Source organism: Paenibacillus methanolicus (genome assembly GCF_008124765.1).
GTDB classification, from domain to species: Bacteria; Bacillota; Bacilli; order Paenibacillales; family Paenibacillaceae; genus Paenibacillus_Z; species Paenibacillus_Z methanolicus.
In genome coordinates this window covers 310,720-327,442 of record NZ_VNHS01000009.1, presented here as the reverse complement: position 1 = coordinate 327,442, position 16,723 = coordinate 310,720, and the positions used below count along the sequence as shown (strand labels likewise).

The 16,723-nt window shown below is 48.8% G+C and carries 25 protein-coding genes; 4 read left to right on the top strand and 21 right to left on the bottom strand.

What is annotated here, in order from left to right; all coding sequences use genetic code 11:
• Window positions 1-129: 129 nt before the first annotated feature.
• The 9 genes from BCM02_RS23880 to BCM02_RS23840 form a co-directional block, all read right to left on the bottom strand.
• Window positions 130-618, bottom strand: coding sequence for a hypothetical protein (locus BCM02_RS23880; RefSeq protein WP_148931631.1), 489 nt, complete (start codon window positions 616-618; stop codon window positions 130-132).
• 135 nt (window positions 619-753) lie between these two features.
• Entirely contained in the window at window positions 754-1,149 is a 396-nt protein-coding gene (locus BCM02_RS23875) for a hypothetical protein (RefSeq protein ID WP_148931630.1), read from the bottom strand.
• Between the two features lie 43 nt (window positions 1,150-1,192).
• Window positions 1,193-1,624: an NUDIX hydrolase gene (locus tag BCM02_RS23870; protein WP_222871029.1), complete on the bottom strand. Its 432-nt coding sequence runs from the start codon at window positions 1,622-1,624 to the stop codon at window positions 1,193-1,195.
• 60 nt (window positions 1,625-1,684) lie between these two features.
• Complete coding sequence (locus BCM02_RS23865; protein WP_148931628.1) at window positions 1,685-2,026, bottom strand: hypothetical protein; 342 nt, start codon at window positions 2,024-2,026, stop codon at window positions 1,685-1,687.
• A 10-nt stretch (window positions 2,027-2,036) separates the two neighbouring features.
• Window positions 2,037-2,387, bottom strand: a complete 351-nt coding sequence (locus tag BCM02_RS23860; protein WP_148931627.1) for a VOC family protein — start codon at window positions 2,385-2,387, stop codon at window positions 2,037-2,039.
• Between the two features lie 223 nt (window positions 2,388-2,610).
• Window positions 2,611-2,997 carry a GNAT family N-acetyltransferase gene (locus BCM02_RS23855; RefSeq protein WP_246183528.1) on the bottom strand — a complete coding sequence of 129 codons (387 nt, stop codon included), beginning with the start codon at window positions 2,995-2,997 and terminating at the stop codon, window positions 2,611-2,613.
• A 212-nt stretch (window positions 2,998-3,209) separates the two neighbouring features.
• Entirely contained in the window at window positions 3,210-3,674 is a 465-nt protein-coding gene (locus tag BCM02_RS23850; protein ID WP_148931626.1) for a DinB family protein, read from the bottom strand.
• A 99-nt stretch (window positions 3,675-3,773) separates the two neighbouring features.
• Window positions 3,774-4,544, bottom strand: a complete 771-nt coding sequence (locus tag BCM02_RS23845; protein ID WP_148931625.1) for an isocitrate lyase/PEP mutase family protein — start codon at window positions 4,542-4,544, stop codon at window positions 3,774-3,776.
• 164 nt (window positions 4,545-4,708) lie between these two features.
• Window positions 4,709-5,056, bottom strand: a complete 348-nt coding sequence (locus tag BCM02_RS23840; RefSeq protein WP_148931624.1) for a winged helix-turn-helix transcriptional regulator — start codon at window positions 5,054-5,056, stop codon at window positions 4,709-4,711.
• 128 nt (window positions 5,057-5,184) lie between these two features.
• Between BCM02_RS23840 and BCM02_RS23835 the strand changes: the two genes are divergently transcribed.
• Complete coding sequence (locus BCM02_RS23835) at window positions 5,185-5,973, top strand: SDR family NAD(P)-dependent oxidoreductase (protein ID WP_148931623.1); 789 nt, start codon at window positions 5,185-5,187, stop codon at window positions 5,971-5,973.
• A gap of 115 nt (window positions 5,974-6,088) precedes the next feature.
• On the opposite strand, the gene BCM02_RS23830 is transcribed toward BCM02_RS23835, so the two are convergent.
• From BCM02_RS23830 to BCM02_RS23810, 7 genes are all read right to left on the bottom strand, one after another.
• Complete coding sequence (locus BCM02_RS23830) at window positions 6,089-6,460, bottom strand: hypothetical protein (protein ID WP_148931622.1); 372 nt, start codon at window positions 6,458-6,460, stop codon at window positions 6,089-6,091.
• A gap of 122 nt (window positions 6,461-6,582) precedes the next feature.
• Complete coding sequence (locus tag BCM02_RS36080; protein ID WP_246183527.1) at window positions 6,583-6,996, bottom strand: site-specific integrase; 414 nt, start codon at window positions 6,994-6,996, stop codon at window positions 6,583-6,585.
• Window positions 6,997-7,116: 120 nt separating this feature from the next.
• The gene (locus BCM02_RS36675; protein WP_425466204.1) at window positions 7,117-7,257 is read right to left on the bottom strand and encodes a hypothetical protein; all 141 of its coding nucleotides are present in this window, start codon (window positions 7,255-7,257) and stop codon (window positions 7,117-7,119) included.
• A 164-nt stretch (window positions 7,258-7,421) separates the two neighbouring features.
• Complete coding sequence (locus BCM02_RS23820) at window positions 7,422-7,940, bottom strand: hypothetical protein (RefSeq protein WP_148931621.1); 519 nt, start codon at window positions 7,938-7,940, stop codon at window positions 7,422-7,424.
• Between the two features lie 275 nt (window positions 7,941-8,215).
• Window positions 8,216-8,665 carry a CBO0543 family protein gene (locus tag BCM02_RS36670; protein ID WP_425466203.1) on the bottom strand — a complete coding sequence of 150 codons (450 nt, stop codon included), beginning with the start codon at window positions 8,663-8,665 and terminating at the stop codon, window positions 8,216-8,218.
• Between the two features lie 444 nt (window positions 8,666-9,109).
• Window positions 9,110-9,667, bottom strand: a complete 558-nt coding sequence (locus BCM02_RS23815; protein WP_148931620.1) for a CBO0543 family protein — start codon at window positions 9,665-9,667, stop codon at window positions 9,110-9,112.
• Window positions 9,668-9,772: 105 nt separating this feature from the next.
• The gene (locus tag BCM02_RS23810) at window positions 9,773-10,162 is read right to left on the bottom strand and encodes a hypothetical protein (protein ID WP_148931619.1); all 390 of its coding nucleotides are present in this window, start codon (window positions 10,160-10,162) and stop codon (window positions 9,773-9,775) included.
• Between the two features lie 657 nt (window positions 10,163-10,819).
• Between BCM02_RS23810 and BCM02_RS23805 the strand changes: the two genes are divergently transcribed.
• Both BCM02_RS23805 and BCM02_RS23800 read left to right on the top strand, forming a co-directional pair.
• A complete protein-coding gene (locus tag BCM02_RS23805) occupies window positions 10,820-11,671 on the top strand; it encodes an aldo/keto reductase (protein WP_148931730.1) in 852 nt (283 codons plus the stop codon).
• 152 nt (window positions 11,672-11,823) lie between these two features.
• Entirely contained in the window at window positions 11,824-12,186 is a 363-nt protein-coding gene (locus BCM02_RS23800) for a DUF1304 domain-containing protein (protein WP_148931618.1), read from the top strand.
• A gap of 4 nt (window positions 12,187-12,190) precedes the next feature.
• Here BCM02_RS23800 and BCM02_RS23795 read toward each other — a convergent pair whose 3' ends face one another.
• The 5 genes from BCM02_RS23795 to BCM02_RS23775 form a co-directional block, all read right to left on the bottom strand.
• On the bottom strand, window positions 12,191-12,973 hold the full coding sequence (locus BCM02_RS23795; protein WP_187434380.1) for an aminoglycoside adenylyltransferase domain-containing protein: 783 nt from the start codon (window positions 12,971-12,973) through the stop codon (window positions 12,191-12,193).
• 84 nt (window positions 12,974-13,057) lie between these two features.
• Entirely contained in the window at window positions 13,058-13,912 is an 855-nt protein-coding gene (gene lepB, locus BCM02_RS23790) for a signal peptidase I (protein WP_148931616.1), read from the bottom strand.
• A gap of 79 nt (window positions 13,913-13,991) precedes the next feature.
• Window positions 13,992-14,456 (bottom strand): class I SAM-dependent methyltransferase, encoded by a 465-nt coding sequence (locus BCM02_RS23785; protein WP_148931615.1) that lies wholly within the window; start codon window positions 14,454-14,456, stop codon window positions 13,992-13,994.
• Between the two features lie 13 nt (window positions 14,457-14,469).
• Entirely contained in the window at window positions 14,470-14,985 is a 516-nt protein-coding gene (locus tag BCM02_RS23780) for a P-loop nucleotide/nucleoside kinase family protein (RefSeq protein ID WP_148931614.1), read from the bottom strand.
• A 189-nt stretch (window positions 14,986-15,174) separates the two neighbouring features.
• Window positions 15,175-16,044, bottom strand: coding sequence for a YitT family protein (locus tag BCM02_RS23775; protein ID WP_148931613.1), 870 nt, complete (start codon window positions 16,042-16,044; stop codon window positions 15,175-15,177).
• A 172-nt stretch (window positions 16,045-16,216) separates the two neighbouring features.
• Between BCM02_RS23775 and BCM02_RS23770 the strand changes: the two genes are divergently transcribed.
• Window positions 16,217-16,678: a putative signal transducing protein gene (locus BCM02_RS23770; protein WP_187434379.1), complete on the top strand. Its 462-nt coding sequence runs from the start codon at window positions 16,217-16,219 to the stop codon at window positions 16,676-16,678.
• The last annotated feature ends 45 nt before the right edge of the window (window positions 16,679-16,723 follow it).

Below are 16,723 nucleotides of genomic sequence, written 5' to 3'. Positions count from 1 at the left end.
GAGTGCTCCCAATTGAAAAAGGCGTCACAGGAGCAAGTCCCTGTAACGCCTTTTTTGTGCGATTAGAGGCCATTTGAAGGTGAAGGTAGAAGACATGTTCATCGACCCTCTAGAGACGGCTGAGCAAGTTTATCTCTTCATCAGCTCATCTACCTTCGCTTTCATGGCGCGGATCGTCGTCTTCTTATATTGCCAACCCAGCCGAAGCACCCGTAGCTGCTCGCGCCGGGACAGCTTCTTGAACCGGGCATCCTGCTTCAAGTACGAACGGATGATGGCCAAGCCGTTGCCGGCGATCCGATCCGCGTTCGCGTAGGGCAGATCTTGGGGGCGATGGCGTTTGCGATAACGGTCGACGAGCGCGGCCCAAGCCGTCGCGATCTTGCCCTCGTCGACCAGGCAGGGTACGGCGTTCTTCTTCGTGAATCGCTTGTAATAGTCCAGGTGGGTATTGCCGCTCAGAATGACGTAACCGCCGTCTTTCCGGCTTTTGCGGACGACCAACAGCTGCATGCAATCCTGCGCGACTTTATGAAGCTCCTTGCCGCGTTTCGTGGTTTTGGCGCTCAACCCGGCCTTGATTTTGTGCAGAGGTATATATTGCACCGTGTAGCCCATCCGGCAGCACCCCTCTTGGCGTTGGATGGTATAGTTTATGCCGCCTTCTCCCAAACGTACACGATCGTGCGGGCTGGCTGCCGGCGGGGCTGCATGAAGCGATCGCGCTTGGCCGGAATCCATGGCCGACGGTTGCTACATGCTTTCCGATACAAGCCAAGTTTTCGCATCTTCCGGGTCGACGAAGAACTTGAGCGGGAGCGACTTTCGGACTTTTCTTAACCGGCTGCGTATTTTCCACGTTGTGAAGGCCGGACATCCTACGATCGATAACTTGCTTATGGATGGCGCGATCCGGCAGATGCTCTCCACAAACTCCGCGATGACCTCGTTGGTCACATTGGTTTTATAGAAATCCACCCAAATGCGCATGCGTCGCTTTTTACCGAGAATAAAATCTTCTTCCTCTTTCATGAGCGCGACCAAGGAATCCTTGTTTCGATAAAAGCTCCCGTATTTCAGGCAGTGGATCTCCCCGCCTTTATAATAATAGGGATATAGCGAGCCTCCAGGCGATTTTACGCTGTACATCCTACGACCTCCCGCTGCGCTTCGTTCTCCATCCGACGTTGCTTTATTCATGCCATTGTCTCGGTCCGATTACATGGAATAGCTGACGAGGGTCCGTATGTAACGCATGCTGTATGCGCGAAACCGTGAAATCGCTCATCGGCCTAGGCAAGTCGTCGACATGGAAAAAACGGCACTCCGTTACTTCCCGCGCATCCGGCCGCGGCGGCTGATTGACGTTTGCCTCGCACACGAACGCGAAGTGGTGCATGTCGTGGTCGGGCTCATAGTACACGCCGGTCAATCGCCCAACCGTCACGTCAAGCCCCGTCTCCTCCAACACCTCGCGCTTCGCCGTCTGCTCCGCCGACTCCCGTTGTTCGGATAACCCGCCGGGCAGCTCCCAATTGAATTTCCCATAGTTATGCTTGACGAGAAGCACGCGCCCTTCCGAATCCGTAATGACCGCGGCGGCTCCTACTGGTTTGGTCGACACTTCCGCATTCCCCCTGCGCATTTTTGTCAATCGCTTCCAACTAGTAGACGAGGGCGCGCTTCAATAAGTTTCGGGTTGATTAGTTGCGGAATCCGACACGTCTTTCATCACACGTAACTCAATTGCAGCGCCTGATTCAACAAGCAGATAGGCATACTCGGTGCGTCTAGGATCCGTACGATAATTCTCGAACGACTTGGGAGACGGGAACCAGATAATGTGAACCTCGTTGAGACGATCACGGCTTTGGAGTCTTCTTTCTAATCTCGCGCCGTGTTCACCAAGCAGTGGGAGTACATGACTTTCATACGCATTGAATTTATCTACTCCTTCTGCCGGAATTCTCGCTGTCATCACGTAAAGCTGCGCGTTAGGCGTTGCATCCACCGTTAGCACCTCCATCCTCAAGCACTCATCCCTTCTCCCAAAGCTCGATCAGTCGACCTTCGGGATCTGCAATCCAAATAAACGTTCCATATTCGCCGCTCTCTTGTGGCTTGGCAAGGGGGACGCCCATATGTTCAAGATGCTTGATCGTCTCATCCATACTATGGACTTGGAAATTCAACATCACTTGCTGGTCGGCGGGAAAATAACCGTCATCCTCGGAAAAGAACGAAAAGATCGTCTCGTTGCCGGATTCGGATTTAATCATCGTCCCATTCCATTCTCCGATTTCAAGCTTCAACACGTCACGGTACCACGTCTTCACAACTTCAATATTTTTCGTTCGCCAAAAGATGCCGCCGAAACTTTTTATCATATGCGCTATCCCCTGTCCGTATCAAATGTTGGTGCTGTCCTGCCTGCCGAATCACCTGCTCGATCCCAAATAGAATCAGGTTCAAGCCGAACTCGAATGCTCTTGAAGTACCAATATAGAGAGGGCGCTGCAAGACCATTTAGAGCGATCCGGAAAGACCACGTATAGATTGAAACTCTTCCTCTAGTATGGAGTACATTTTCAGAATCCTGATGTCTCCCTTTTATAAAGAGCCCTTTCTAATAATTCCTTCAAATGACATTTTCGCCTTTTCCATAACTCGTGCAGAATCGATATTTTCTAAGTAGCATTTGGCGTGAATACGAACCAAGTCCATATTAGTAAAACCGAATTTGATTACTTCTCTCACGGCTTCCAATGCGATACCCTTTCCCCAATAATCCGGCGATAAAGCATATCCGATTTCGGCAATTTTATGCTGTCTATCCCATGTGGCGAACTCTATTGTACCAATCAACCTGCTATTTTCTTTATATTCAATACCCCAATGAACCAAGGACTTATTCTCCCACTGAACAAGTACTCGCTCAATCGCCTCTTTTGTTTCCGTTATAGTTTTGCGAGGGTTCCAAGAAGCGTACCCCGGCAACGAGAGCTAACGTCCCGATCTATCCCATCTCCTCATCCCTTTTGGGCTACCTTATCCCACAATCGGAAAAATCATTCATTAGCGTATTAGTGTAATGCAAAAGCAGCCGGTCTTTGGCCGGCTGCTTGCTGTCTGTATTGAGCTAACGTCTCTCGTTAGTTCAATCTTGCTCTACTATGAAGGGCCTGGGCTATGACAAATGTTTCATGATACTATAACTGCTGCTTTATGGCTTTAATCGCCGCAAAATGCATGCCTTCATGATATATGCAAAAACTGAGGCATTCCTTAACTGCCAACAATTCAAGACCAGCCGAGGTAACAAATGGTTCCTCAAGTTTTTCTTCTAGACGGTGTTCCAAGGTTTGACCAGTCCGTTCGATTTGCATAGATAGCAATAGCAGAATTTCAGCCAAGCTAGGTACTTGCGTTCCCCAGTGCTCCGGCTTAGTACCTGGAGCAAACACTTCTGCAAAGTGCTTAGGCAACTCCATTTTTTCGTTCGCCAGTGCAAAAGAGAACTTTTCATGAACAAGAAGAATGTGCCCAAGGTTCCACAGAATATTGTTGTTGAATCCTCGAGGTACGGTTCGCGCTTCTTCCTCGCTCATCTCTTTAACCTGTTTTATTGTACTGTCTCGAACAAATCTCAATTGTTTAAACAAGTAATTGTTCATTGTAATTCCTCTCCTTGGAAAAAGTGGTTACAAGACAGCCTAAGAACGTATGACCAGCTGCTGCAGGATCTTGCCGTCCTAAAAATCACAGTATTTGTTTCATTCGAATAAGATTGCGGCATGATGAGAATCAAGGATTTCTACTGCACATTGCTCAAATAACGCAGTCATTTTACGATACAACGATCCACCTAAACTTAACCGTCGAACTCCCAGTTCCTTTAACATGTCGTAATCCGTAAGGTCAGGAAGTGCCATGACATTGAGCGGTGCAGACGCGGAGGAGGCAATCATTCTAATTTCTTCCTTATTCTTTAGTCCGGGTACGAAGATTCCGGATGCACCACTCTCTACATAATGTTTAGATCGGGTCATTGTCTCGTTAAGCGGATCATGATGATGGAGAAGATAGGGGTCGGTCCTTGCGTTAATAAAAAAGTCCCCGAAACCGCTATTATCTAGGGCGCTTCTTATTTTGGCAAGAAGACCGCATTGTTCCGACAGTGGTTTCAGCCCCGTAGAAGCTTTCAACGAGTCCTCTATATTGATTCCCACTCCTCCGAGATTCGCCACCTTCAAGACGTTGCTGACAATTGCCTCATCGTTAGGTCCATAGCCAGACTCAATATCAGCTGAGACAGGGACTTGTACATGATTAACAATTCGTTTAATCACGGCAAGCTGCAATTCGAAGTCAATCGCTTCCCCGTCCGAATACCCCAAGCTAGCGGCTATCCCCCAGCTCGTTGTCCCGATCGCTTTGAAACCGGCCTTTTCGAGAACATGTGCCGAGGGTAAATCCCAAGCGTTCCCAAGCACCAGCAAATCATTCAATTCGTGTAGCCTTTGAAACTCTTTCATCCTACTCATATTCTCTTCCTCCCGATATATCATATTAGGACACACAATTCTAACAAGAATAATACCACATATTGGAACCAACCTGCCCGATACTTCAACGAGCAACGGCAGCCGGTCACGTGGCCGGCTGCCGTAATGTCATGGTGCAGAACTGAATGTCCAGACCCGCCAGGTCAGTCGCCCGAGGAATAAGGATGCTGGTTCGCTCGCTCATTGTAAAGCTCTCCCCATTCTTTCATCAGCAAAATAATTGGGTTCAAGGTTTTACCGAATTCGGTTAGCGAGTATTCGACCTTTGGCGGTACCTGATTGTACGTCTTACGCGCTATGATTCCTTCACGTTCGAGTTCCCGCAGTTGTAACGTAAGAATATGATGCGTGACCTGAGGGTAAGTTTTGCGAAGCTCGCCGAATCGCTTCGTTCCGCTCATTAAGTGATAAAGAATCACTCCTTTCCACTTCCCTCCAATAACATCAAATGTCGTTTCGACTGGACACTTTTTTTCTGGTGTATTTGCCACCCCGTTATCCCCCTACATAGTATTATTTTTGTTACTAAGTATTATTAATTTGCGTACTTTAAGTGTATTACTTTCCAAAATATAATGAAATAGCCGACGGAATCTAATATGTGAAGGGTATGATTACAATGGGGAAAGCAGAAGAAATGAAGCGATTTGAAGGCCAGACAGCGATTGTCACTGGAGGCGGCACCGGGATGGGCCGTGCTGCAGCGCTAAGGCTCGGCAGGGAAGGCGCCAATGTCGTCATAGCTGGTCGACGAACGAAAGAACTTCAAGAAGTTTATGAAGAAATTGTCTCTCAGGGAGGCAGAGCCCTCGCCGTTCAGACTGACGTTGCCGATCCTCGTCAGGTCGAAGCGCTTGTAAATAAGACGCTGGATACATTTGGAAGTCTGGATATAGCTTGGAACAACGCCGGCATTCTTGGTGCTTTCTCACCGATACACACATTATCCTTTGAAGATTTCGATACTCTGATGTCGGTCAATCTGCGTGGTGTGTTCGCCTGTCTAAAATACGAGGTCGCAGCGATGCTCGAATGTGGAAACCGGGGGTCGATCGTTAACACTTCCTCGTGGACGGCGCATGGAGCAATGCCGGGCACTTCTGGCTACGCAGCCTCCAAGGGAGCACTCGATGCAATGATGAGAACCGTGGCGTTGGAGGTTGGTCCTAGTAACATTCGAGTTAACAATGTCAGTCCTGGAATGATTGCAACCCCGATGTCGCAAGAGGTTCTAAGCGACGAAACGACGGCGCGTCCCTTCGCCAAGCAAACTCCTTTACAGCGGGTGGGCCAATCCGAAGACGTGGCGGATGTCGTGGTCTGGCTTCTCTCCGAGGACGCTCGTTTTGTTACTGGTCAAAGCATACTCGTAGATGGCGGTTACACGATCGGCGGGTTACGCCCGTGATTGAACGAAGCGATATATGAAGCCAAACGGTAGCCGAATGATTGTTCCCGGCTACCGTTTGGTCGTGTATAGATCAATATACACCGTGGCTGTTGCGGAAGTATTCGATTGTCCGTTAGTTCAATAACTTTTTAAATGCGCATTCGATTCCACTTATATCTAACCCATACTTCTTAGCTACTTCAATCGCCACAGTCTTTAACTGATTGATAAAATGAATTTCTTTTTCTATTCTCTCTAACTTTGAAAACACGTTCCAGTTTAAAGAGGTTTCGACTTGTAATATGTTATCCTTGAAACTCAGGAAATTAACTACTTTATTATCATCAGTTAAATCTGTATAAAAAAATACTTGTACGGTTCCAAAGCTATTTGAAGATGTGTACGCTTGAATGTAGTCATTTAATCGGTCTTCAAGCGGATATAGTAGCCTGAAAATTTTGGAAACCTGCCTTAGCTCTGTTTGTGGTCTTGATTTTAATCTCATTGTTACCTCGTTTATTGTGAATTGAAAATGACCAGCCATTCTTCAAGTTCCCGCACATTACTTCAATGGACCAGGGACTGTTCCCTGTTATGGTGGAACTATCGTTCTCCGTTAGTTAACGCTCAGTTATTCCTTACTAATTCATAAAAGTTTCCTTCTTCCGACATAATGATTGTTTGATTGTCTTTAATTAAATTTGAATTTCCTGAATTTATCCAATTTTCAACATTGACCTCTTTAACTGTCTTCGCATTGATTCCAATATCGCTGAGATGTATTCTGTACCCTTCAAAGAACTCATCGTCTTCCTCAATTAAGAACTTAGGAATACGCTTATCTAATTTTGGTTCCCTCAATTTTAGATAGGGATTCGATGTTAGATACGTCTCTTCATAAGCGTAACGGAAAAGAGAACCAACAAACCGAATTCTATGGCCAGGGTTGCTTGGCTTCAACCGATCTGCCTGCTTTGCCAAGTATTCCTTCAGCATAGTTAGTGTCACTTCCGTTATGCCCAGATCGCCTAGCTCCAGCATCAACATTTTGTGCTGAAGGGCGTACGCCTTTAATGTTCTTTAACTGAAGCCCTGAATACGTTTGTCAGCTTCATACAACCTCCAAACACATCATCGCCGACCTTGAATTTATTCACGTTATTACCAACAGCCTCGTACCGTTCCCGCAACGTCTATGCCCAATATGGGATTTTTAGGTTTCGTAAGACCATGCTCTAACCGTGTTGGTAAATATCCTTTACGACACAGATAATCAAATGTATTGACCGAAGCATTACGCACCCGAATCAACACCCTATCGTGATCCTGGATGGTTGGTCCTAAAATCCAAATCACAATCCTGTTATTTAAAACCTCATAGAGCGGTTGAGCTGGTTAAGCAATGCTGCCCTTTAGTTCAACGACGAGCGGCGGCCGATCGAGTGGCCGGCCGCCGCTGTGTCATTTTATTTCTCGATCCAGTTAATTGCAATACTTTGAATGTTGTTCCCTGCGACCGCATTTTGTAGAAGAACTATAAAACGGTCCCCGGGTGAAAGCATAACCCTGCCATCTACCTCATTGGTCACGGGGCCACCGACTTGAATAAACGACGCTAATGTTACGCCGCCAGTTACAGGGTTTCCACTATTTGTAGCGATGAAGGTCGGAATCATCTGGCTTATATCCGGATACGAGAAGTTGCCGTTATATGCGTTTAAAGTTACCCCTCCGTTTAGAGTTCCATTTCGAATATAATGCAATATTGTATTCGTGAATGCACCGCCAAATACTCTTACGATACGCGCTTGGCGAACAGCTGTAGTTGGATTCGACAATTGTAGAGCCAAAAAGGAGGTTGACCCCGACGTATTCTGAGGATTTGTATTCGCGTAATATAAAACACCGCTTCGAATCCCATTACCACCGATACCCTCGGTTACCACCGGGCTGTTGATATTACCAAACACATCGAAATTGGGCATTTATTGCACCGCCTTACTCTCCAAGGATTCCCGTACCCCTTTAACACAAGAGTTTATCCTGAACTAAATATATCCTTGACATGAAAAAAAATTACCGACAAATTCACGACTCTCGATAACAAAATCACTTCCTTCGCAGCCTTTCGGTGTAACCTTAAAAGCACTATCCTCCCGTTAGCGTACGAAAAAGCAGTCAGTCCTGATGGCCTGCTGCTGCTGTCTGTATTGAGACTATGTTCGTACGCTAGGTCAATTAACCATGTGTCACTGCTGCGCTATAAATAAAAACCCATTAACATTACCAGTATAATTACGGGAGAGATCCCAATTGCGTACAGTGGCCGTACATGATGTAGGCGAAGCACGGGGAACATCATGCAATTAAATAAGAATGACAACATCAACGACCAACCATGGTGGTAGGATATAAAACCATTCTCTTTTCCAATCCACTCTAAAAATGAGTAGATAAGTATCCATTTTACAAAGTGCCATAAAATCAATACTTTTTTATTTGGGAAGTTAGACAGGAAGAGCATAACGGTACATGGAAAAATAATAAAACTGTATAAATTATCAGTAATGAATTCGTTAGGGATGTGTTGCTCAAAATGCCAAAGATGATACGAGCTATGCGAAATATATTGATATAAAATGCTCATGCTTACCATGTAGTAAATAGTTGGTAAAAACTCCCTCCAACGTTGCCAATCAGCCCACCTCATAGCAGCAATTAATCCCCAGACTGTTAATGCAATGTGCAAACCAACCCCACCTAGAAAGCGTTATATCCAAGTTTACCCACCCTGCCTTTGCATTATCCAGCCCGTTAGTTGAGAAAACAGCAGCCGATCTATGGCCGGCCGCCGCGGTGTTTGTTCAGCTAACGTTACCCGTTAGCTGAATCGATTGTTCTTATCGAGTGTTTATCACAGGTCTTTCTTACCTCGCTGTTTTTTATTTAGTCATCATGTTTGAGAATATTCAATACTGCAGTTTCGCATTTTTTTTGTTTAGAGGTAGGCCCCATTAACATCATACCAAGGGGTCTTTTTGTTTCTCAAACCTCGTATTTCTTCAATATAGGAATGCTGCCCGTTACTTCAACGACGAACGGCAACCGATCTGTGGCCGGCTGCCGCTGTTGATGTTTGAGCTAACGTTCATCGTTACCTTAATGAAATTTGTTTTCTTTTTACTGTTTCGAAGAGACCTTTAATCATTACCGCTTTCAAAATATATAACGGCAAAGAATAAACAAATTCCCAATGGAGTAGTTTGTACAGTCCAATCCAAACGCTTAATGGTTCCAATATAAATACGAAAACTGTAGCCATCAGTGTATTTGCAATTAGGTACGAACGCCACCTTATAAAATACTGAAAAAGTAACATATGCAAAACAGGCAATATTCCTAAATCAAAAGCTGAAGACTCTGGTATAAACCGAAATAATTTATGCGGGTATAACCAAAGATTCAATTCATAACCTATGTGGTCTAATAGAAAGATTAGATAGCTTATTGATATGCCGAACAAAACGATATCCTTAAGCCTTTTTTTATCGACTAGTCTCCACCATATAACCCAAGGGATTACTAATAGAGCGAGAAGCAACCACCATTGTAGGGTGAACAAATCATAATGCAGCCAATATTGGTGCCTGAGTTCCGTCAGTTGCTTATGAACCTGTGCTATCTCTTCAATCATTTCATCCTTGTTTAGCATTTTAACCCACCCATTATCCATTATCATTAGGTTAGTGCATCTTCTACGCCAAAACCTCATTATGAGAAACGCTGTTTGGTAACTAAAACTACGGCTACAGTTGGACTACCGACGAAACAATATAACCCCTATCATAATCGGTACTATCATGCATAAACCACCTACTAGTAAGGGATATGGGAAGTACTTTAAAAAAACAAGTGAAAGGGTCCCAAGTATTCCTCCTAGAATAAAAAAAGACCCCGCGTTACTATTTGGATTTTCAACTTTGGCATCATGAAAAGCATCAAATACGCCAAGTACATAAACAGCCGGATAAAAGAGCGCGAATTGGTAATCAAGCATGCTTAAGGCTTCACTATGGTGGCCATTAAGATCTAAATAGATTGCTTTGTTTATACAACCTAAGTAGTTGAGCGTATGTTCCCAAAAGAAGAAAGCGAAACCTTTAATAATTTGCCTGTTGTAAATTTGCCCTCCACCAGGCATAACCATTGAAAGTCCGCTCGCGAGAATCCTCCTCATGTCGCACCTCTGAAAAAATTTTATTCTTAAGGTGTCCACTTTTTTGCTTTCAAAACAAAATTTCTTAATTCAAGCTTTGGTGCCCTGCCTGTTAGTTCAACAACAATAACAACCGATCGTATTGACCGGCTGCCGCTGTGACTTTATTCAGCTATCGTCTCCTATTGTTGCGTTCATATTGGAACTATCCTATCCGTTAGTGGAGCGAGTACAGGGTAACAAAAAGAAGCGACGGATCGATTCCATCGCCACTATCGTTCCATTTACGTGCCCTTTAGGCCGCCGGGTCAACCGCGCAACTAAACGGGTGGAACTGACGTCTCATGGACACCGTCCTGTTCGGCATAGCGTGCAATCCGCTCGGCGAGCTTCTGTTGTTGGGCCGCGATCATTCCCGCCATTGGCTCTCCGCCTTCCTTCGTATTTATCGTTCACTATAGCCCATTATGGCCAATTACATAAGTGGTCGTGAGAGGATTAGGCAAACATCTGGCATGAATGGGATAACGGCCGCATTGTCATTTGGTGCATAATGAAGTTGTGAAAAGAAAGCCCCCGATATCAGGACACGCGGCCATTGAATGGACGATAAGATCAACTAATTTAGGAACGAATATGGAGGATGCTATGCAGCACGTCACGTTGAACAATGGCGTTAAGATGCCAATACTCGGTTTTGGCGTTTTTCAGATTCCGGATCCAACCGAGTGTGAACAAAGCGTTTATGACGCGATCTCCGCCGGCTATCGGTTGATCGATACCGCCGCATCCTATCTGAATGAAGTAGCGGTTGGTAAAGCCATCCAGCGCAGCGACGCGGCACGAGAAGATCTATTTATCACGACGAAACTTTGGGTGCAGGATACGGGTTACGAGCGCACGAAGAGCGCGTTTGAGAAATCCCTCCAAAAATTGCAGTTGGATTATTTGGATTTGTATTTGATTCATCAGCCCTATGGCGATGTGCACGGCTCTTGGCGCGCGATGGAGGAGTTGTATCGCGAAGGAAAAGTTCGCACCATAGGGGTGAGCAACTTCCATGAGGATCGTCTGATCGATCTGATTCTTCACAATAAAATCGTGCCCGCCGTGAACCAAGTGGAAACCCACCCGTTCCACCAGCAAATCGACAATGCCGCATTCATGCGAGCGAATGACGTTCAGATCGAATCTTGGGCTCCTTTTGCCGAAGGAAAAAACAACTTGTTTCAGAACGAGGTATTGGTCTCGATCGCGGAGAAGTATCACAAATCCGTCGCCCAGGTCGTTCTGCGCTGGTTGACCCAACGGGAAGTCGTCGTGATTCCGAAATCCGTTCGCAAGGAACGCATGATCGAGAACTTCAACATCTTCGATTTTGAATTGGGGCAAGCGGATATGGAACAGATTCGTACATTAGATACGAAACAGAGCCTGTTCTTCTCGCATCGCGATCCCGAGATGGTGAAATGGATCGGCACCCGGAAGCTTGATCTCTAGTCGAACGAACCTTAGGCTGCAGCCGCTTTCTAGCTGCAGTTTTTTTGGTCATTCTGGCGTAATACGCCGCGCACCCCGTTTGTACAAGCCGACCAAACGTAGTAAACTTGGAAAGTTATTGAACCTCATTCTGAATCGGGAAGGTGACGCGGATGATCGCCGTTTATATAGGCGCAGGGTTGATCGGGCTATTACACGTGTATATTTTGGTGCTGGAGATGTTTATGTGGACCACGCCGAGAGGGTTGAAAGCATTCGGGTTGACGCAAGAATTCGCCGACGCTTCGCGCTCGTTGGCCGGCAATCAAGGCTTGTATAATGGGTTCTTGGCTGCAGGATTGTTCTGGGGGCTCTTCTATCCCGAACCAACGGTGAGCAAACATATTCTCGTCTTCTTCTTGCTGTGCGTGGCGGTTGCCGGTCTTTATGGCAGTGTGACAGCCAAGCGTTCGATCCTGTTCGTGCAGACGGTTCCCGCGCTCGCGGTGCTCGCGATTATCGGGTTCGTGATGTAGCCTTTCACCGCGCAACCCAGGCCAGGAACCGCCTCACTTCGGCGATGGTCGCGTCGTCGGGCGTTGTCCGATTGTCGGCACGCCAGCCCCGCGACTGTTCCACTAGGGTATGCCACGGTTCCGGCAGCGCCCCTAATGCCCATTCCACCGCACGCGGTTTACTGCACACCTCCCCGCAAGCTAGCGTATACAAGGCTCGGCACATCGTCTCCACCACATACGCGAGGTGGTTAAGCGGCTTTCGCCACGCCGGGTCTTCCGGTTGATCGCACCAGTCCAGCCAATCGCGCAATCGGTCTGTGACCGCCGAGCGGATCTGTTCCTTCGAGATCGGGGCGATCAGCGTCTTGGGCTCCGGACCCGTAAGGATAATTCCGTGCTCGCGAACCGTCCAACGTTCCAACACCCAGTTCGATCCGTGCGCGGCCAGCTTTAACGCCTCGCCACGGGAGAGCGTCGGGAATCGCCGGCCTGCTTGATAAGATCTCAGTTCCGCCAGATCGATGTACGCCCCTTCTAACTCCTCCGCGTAAGGATTGGACATCTTGGCAAGTCGATCGTGAAAATCTTCTAAGTCCGCTAACGTCTTGCCCGACACTGGGGATCGCGTTGCCACCAAGAAATCAATGTCGCTTGAACCTGGATGAAAATCGCCTAACGCGAGCGAACCCCGCACGTACATCCCCGCGAGGTTGTCTCCCATGACTTGCCGAACGCCGGACAGCAGCGCTTGAAGCATCTCGGCTGCATGAGCATCCTCCACCGGAAGCATCGATTTGGAACTCACGCGATCCCCCCTCTGCCATCTTCGGGCTAATCCATTTCTTTCTTGGCGTGAATTAATATACCTGCACATACATCACGCATCACGTTATTCGAGAAGACTGCCGATCCGTTCGAAATGCCCCGCTCTCGCTTGAAGCGGCGTGGTCAGCTTGAAGTTCCCGATCAGCTCGTACTTCACGATATCCCCGATCTTCAGCGACTGCAGCTCCTGCCGAGACTCGACATAAGCCCATAGCGCCTCCGGGTAAGCGATGTTCATGATCTCCTCCGTGCTTCGCACGCGCAGGGCATTGGCGCTAACGTCCCTAACGATCGCGACGCGGTCGGACGCTATGCCGACAATGACGCCTTGCTGGTAATCCCATGCGGTCTTCGGTCCGTCCCAGCCTACGACTTTGCCCATGATGACGTCGCTTCGGAATGGACCGGCGGTTTGACTGTCATTCAAACTACGCCGCCAATAATCGCCGAGCACAAAATATTCGTTGTCGCCTAATGCGACAGGCTGATCTAAGGAAGTCGGCTCCTTCTCGGCGTTCGGCTTCCCGCGGAATTCGCTGCCGTAGAACGCGTCGAGCTTGTTCCCGTCGATGTAAATAAAGCCGTTCTTCAAATCTACTTCTTCCGTCGGCAGCCCGATAATTCGTCCGAAATCGCCGCGCGCGTCCTCCGTCCGAAACATGACGATATCTCCCCGGGCGATCGCGCGCTCCCGATAATAGGCTTTATCCACGTAGACGCTATTGCCCGCAAGCATGGGATTGTAGGAGGAGTAATTCAGCATGGCATCGGAGTTGATCGTCACTTTCGTCCAGGCGGGGACCGGTTCGCGAATAATGTCCAATTCTTCCTTGGTCACAGCGTCCGTAATCGTATCCGTCTCGCAGCCGCCCGCGAACAGCAAGACGGCCAGAAAGACGAGCATTCCGCTCCGTTTCAATGCAATCTCCCCCTAATAAGACGCGGCCGTACGCGCCAACCTCATGACTTCTTCTGAACGATGACTAAACCATGGCTGCTCATCCCCAGTCCGTCCAGAAGCAATCCTCGTCTCCGTCCTGGATCACGCCATCCTGAATCACTTTATCGATCACGCTATCGCGTATGAACGCGCGATCCCTCGTCGCCAGCATCGGCAGGATGGAAAATTTATTGATATACGCAATCGCCAGATGACCGCCGCTTCGGAGCACTCTCAGGCATTCCCGTATGCATCGCACCCGGTCTTCTTGCGCGGTAATGTGGTACATGGGTCCGAAGCACAAAACGAAATCAAACGTGCCCGAGGCGAAACGGCTTAAGTCCATGGCATCCGCAACGTAGGCTTCCAGGGGCAGCGCTCGCTTGCTGGACTTTTCTTTGATGAGCTCAATATGCTTCGGCGTAATATCGACCGCCGCTACCTCATGCTGCCGCTCGGCATAGTAGAGCGAATACGCGCCGGTTCCCGCGCCGACATCCAATATTTTGGCGCTCGAAGGCATGACCTTATTTAGCCTACCAGCCCCGCTGCCGCCGCTCCCGCTCCACCCTCTCGCGCAGCGTCGCTATACTCTCGGCCACGGTCTGATGAGCGGTATCGATCACGATGCGTTCCCGGTCCCAGCTTTCATAATGACGGCGCTTGACCTCCGCCCACGTCGGCGGCGCGAAGCCCGGAATATCGATGACGCGCGTCTCGACCCGATTCTTGTGCTCCTCTTCGTCCGAGCAGATCACTTCGATCTCCAGGTACGGAATATCGAGCGATTCCGCCACGTCGCGCCAAGCTTGGCGCGTCTCGCGAATGGGATTGACCGTCTCGGCTACGACGGGAAGACCTAACCGAAGATTATGCGAGGCCAGCTCGTAACAGACGACATACCCTTCAGGTCCGTTAACCGTACGCCCCGCGGCCCGCATCGCATGCTCTACGACGTCGACCCGGAGATACGCCGCCCGGATTTCCCGGGCTAACGCCGCAGATAGCGTAGACTTCCCGGCGCCCGGCAATCCGCCGAAAATATAGAGCATTGTCGCTCGCCTCCTTCGCTGTAATGTATGGCAACCCTTTACCAAATTGTAGCATCTCCCCCCCCCTAATCCTACTGCCCTTATAGCCTGTTTCGTAACCGCCTGCGCGCGAACATTCCCATCCACGCATGAAAAAAGGACAGTTGCAGATTGCAAACTGTCCCCTGTATTGCGTTGACGCCGACGCGCTTAGTGAATATCGCGCTTCTTGAAGTTGCCGCCTCTAACCTCCGCCACGTCGTAGACCATCACGAACGCGCCGGAATCGATCTCGTGTATAATTTCCTTCATTTTGCTTTCTTCCAAGCGGTTGATGACGCACGTAATTTCTCGGAATTGTTCGTTGGAATAGCCGCCCTGCACGAGATTGTAGGTCGCGCTGCGCCCGAGCCGGTCGCGAATCGTCTCCACCATCGTTTCGGGATGCCGCGTAATAATCTTGAACGTTTTGGCGCCGCTCAACCCTTCTTCCACGATATGGATGACTTTGGCCGCGATGTAATACGCGATGGCCGACAGGATCGCCCCTTGCAGGCCGAATACCGTCGAGACGACGATAAACACGAACATGTTCAGGAATAAGATGAGATCGCTTGTGCCGAACGGAAGCTTGCGGGACAGCAGCACGGCCAGCATATCGATGCCGTCCAGGGCGCCGCCGTTCCGCAGCGCCAGACCCATGCCGAAGCCGATAATAATCCCGCCGACGACGGTAATCAGGAGCGTATCGCCTTCGATGATGGGCGAGACATGGTGCATGACGATCGTACCGATGGCCAGCGAGGCAATGCCAAGCACGGAATAGATCGCGAAGCTTTTGCCAATCTGCTTGTAGCCCAGGAAGATGAACGGAAGATTCAGCACCGCGATCAGCACGCCCAGCGGCAGGTCGAACACCTTCGAGCCGACGATACTCAGACCGGTAACGCCGCCATCCGATACGTTGTTCGGAATTAAGACGGCTTCGAGTCCATACGCGGTGATGAATGCGCCGAGGACCACCAACAGTCCGCGTAACCCTTTCTTTAGTACGGCAGGTTCTTTGTGCGTTTTGTTCATTTCATGACCTCATTTCGGTTATCCATAGCTCCTCCTAATTTTACCTAATCCCCGGCCAAATATCACGTCGGCGGCTGTCATGCCGATATTAACCAACCTATCCCGGTACATCCATCTATAGTAAAATGGATAGGCAATTAAGATTCGGTCTTTCAGAATGGAGATTATACGCATGGCCCGAATTGAATATGTGCATTTACGCGGCTTTAGCGAGCTGGAGATTGTGTTCGCGGAGCCCCTATTGGAGAACGCAGGCATTCCGTTCTATCGGATCGAACCGGGGCTAGGACGTTTTATGCGCCTCTACATGGCAAGCGCGCCGTCCCCGATCGAACTCTACGTGCCGGCTGATCGCCTTGAAGAAGCAAGGGAGCTGATCTCATTCCCTTCGGGTGGCTTGGATCAGGTCCCGGAGCTAGCCGAGTTGCCGGAAGACCGGCTGCCGAGGCGCCGGTTCTCGGTCTCCAAAATCATGGCCGCCGCCATGATCGGATTCAGCGCGGAGGAGATGCCCACCAACCAGTACGAAGTCAGCAGTCTGGGAGAAAAAGCGGTCTACTATTACAAGAGCGGGAACGAGGACGATGACCGGCTTAGCTGGACATTGAAGGGGATGTATTATTTGCTGGATTGATCCATTAGAAGCGATTTATCGCTCCTCCCGGGCCCCAGCCAAAAG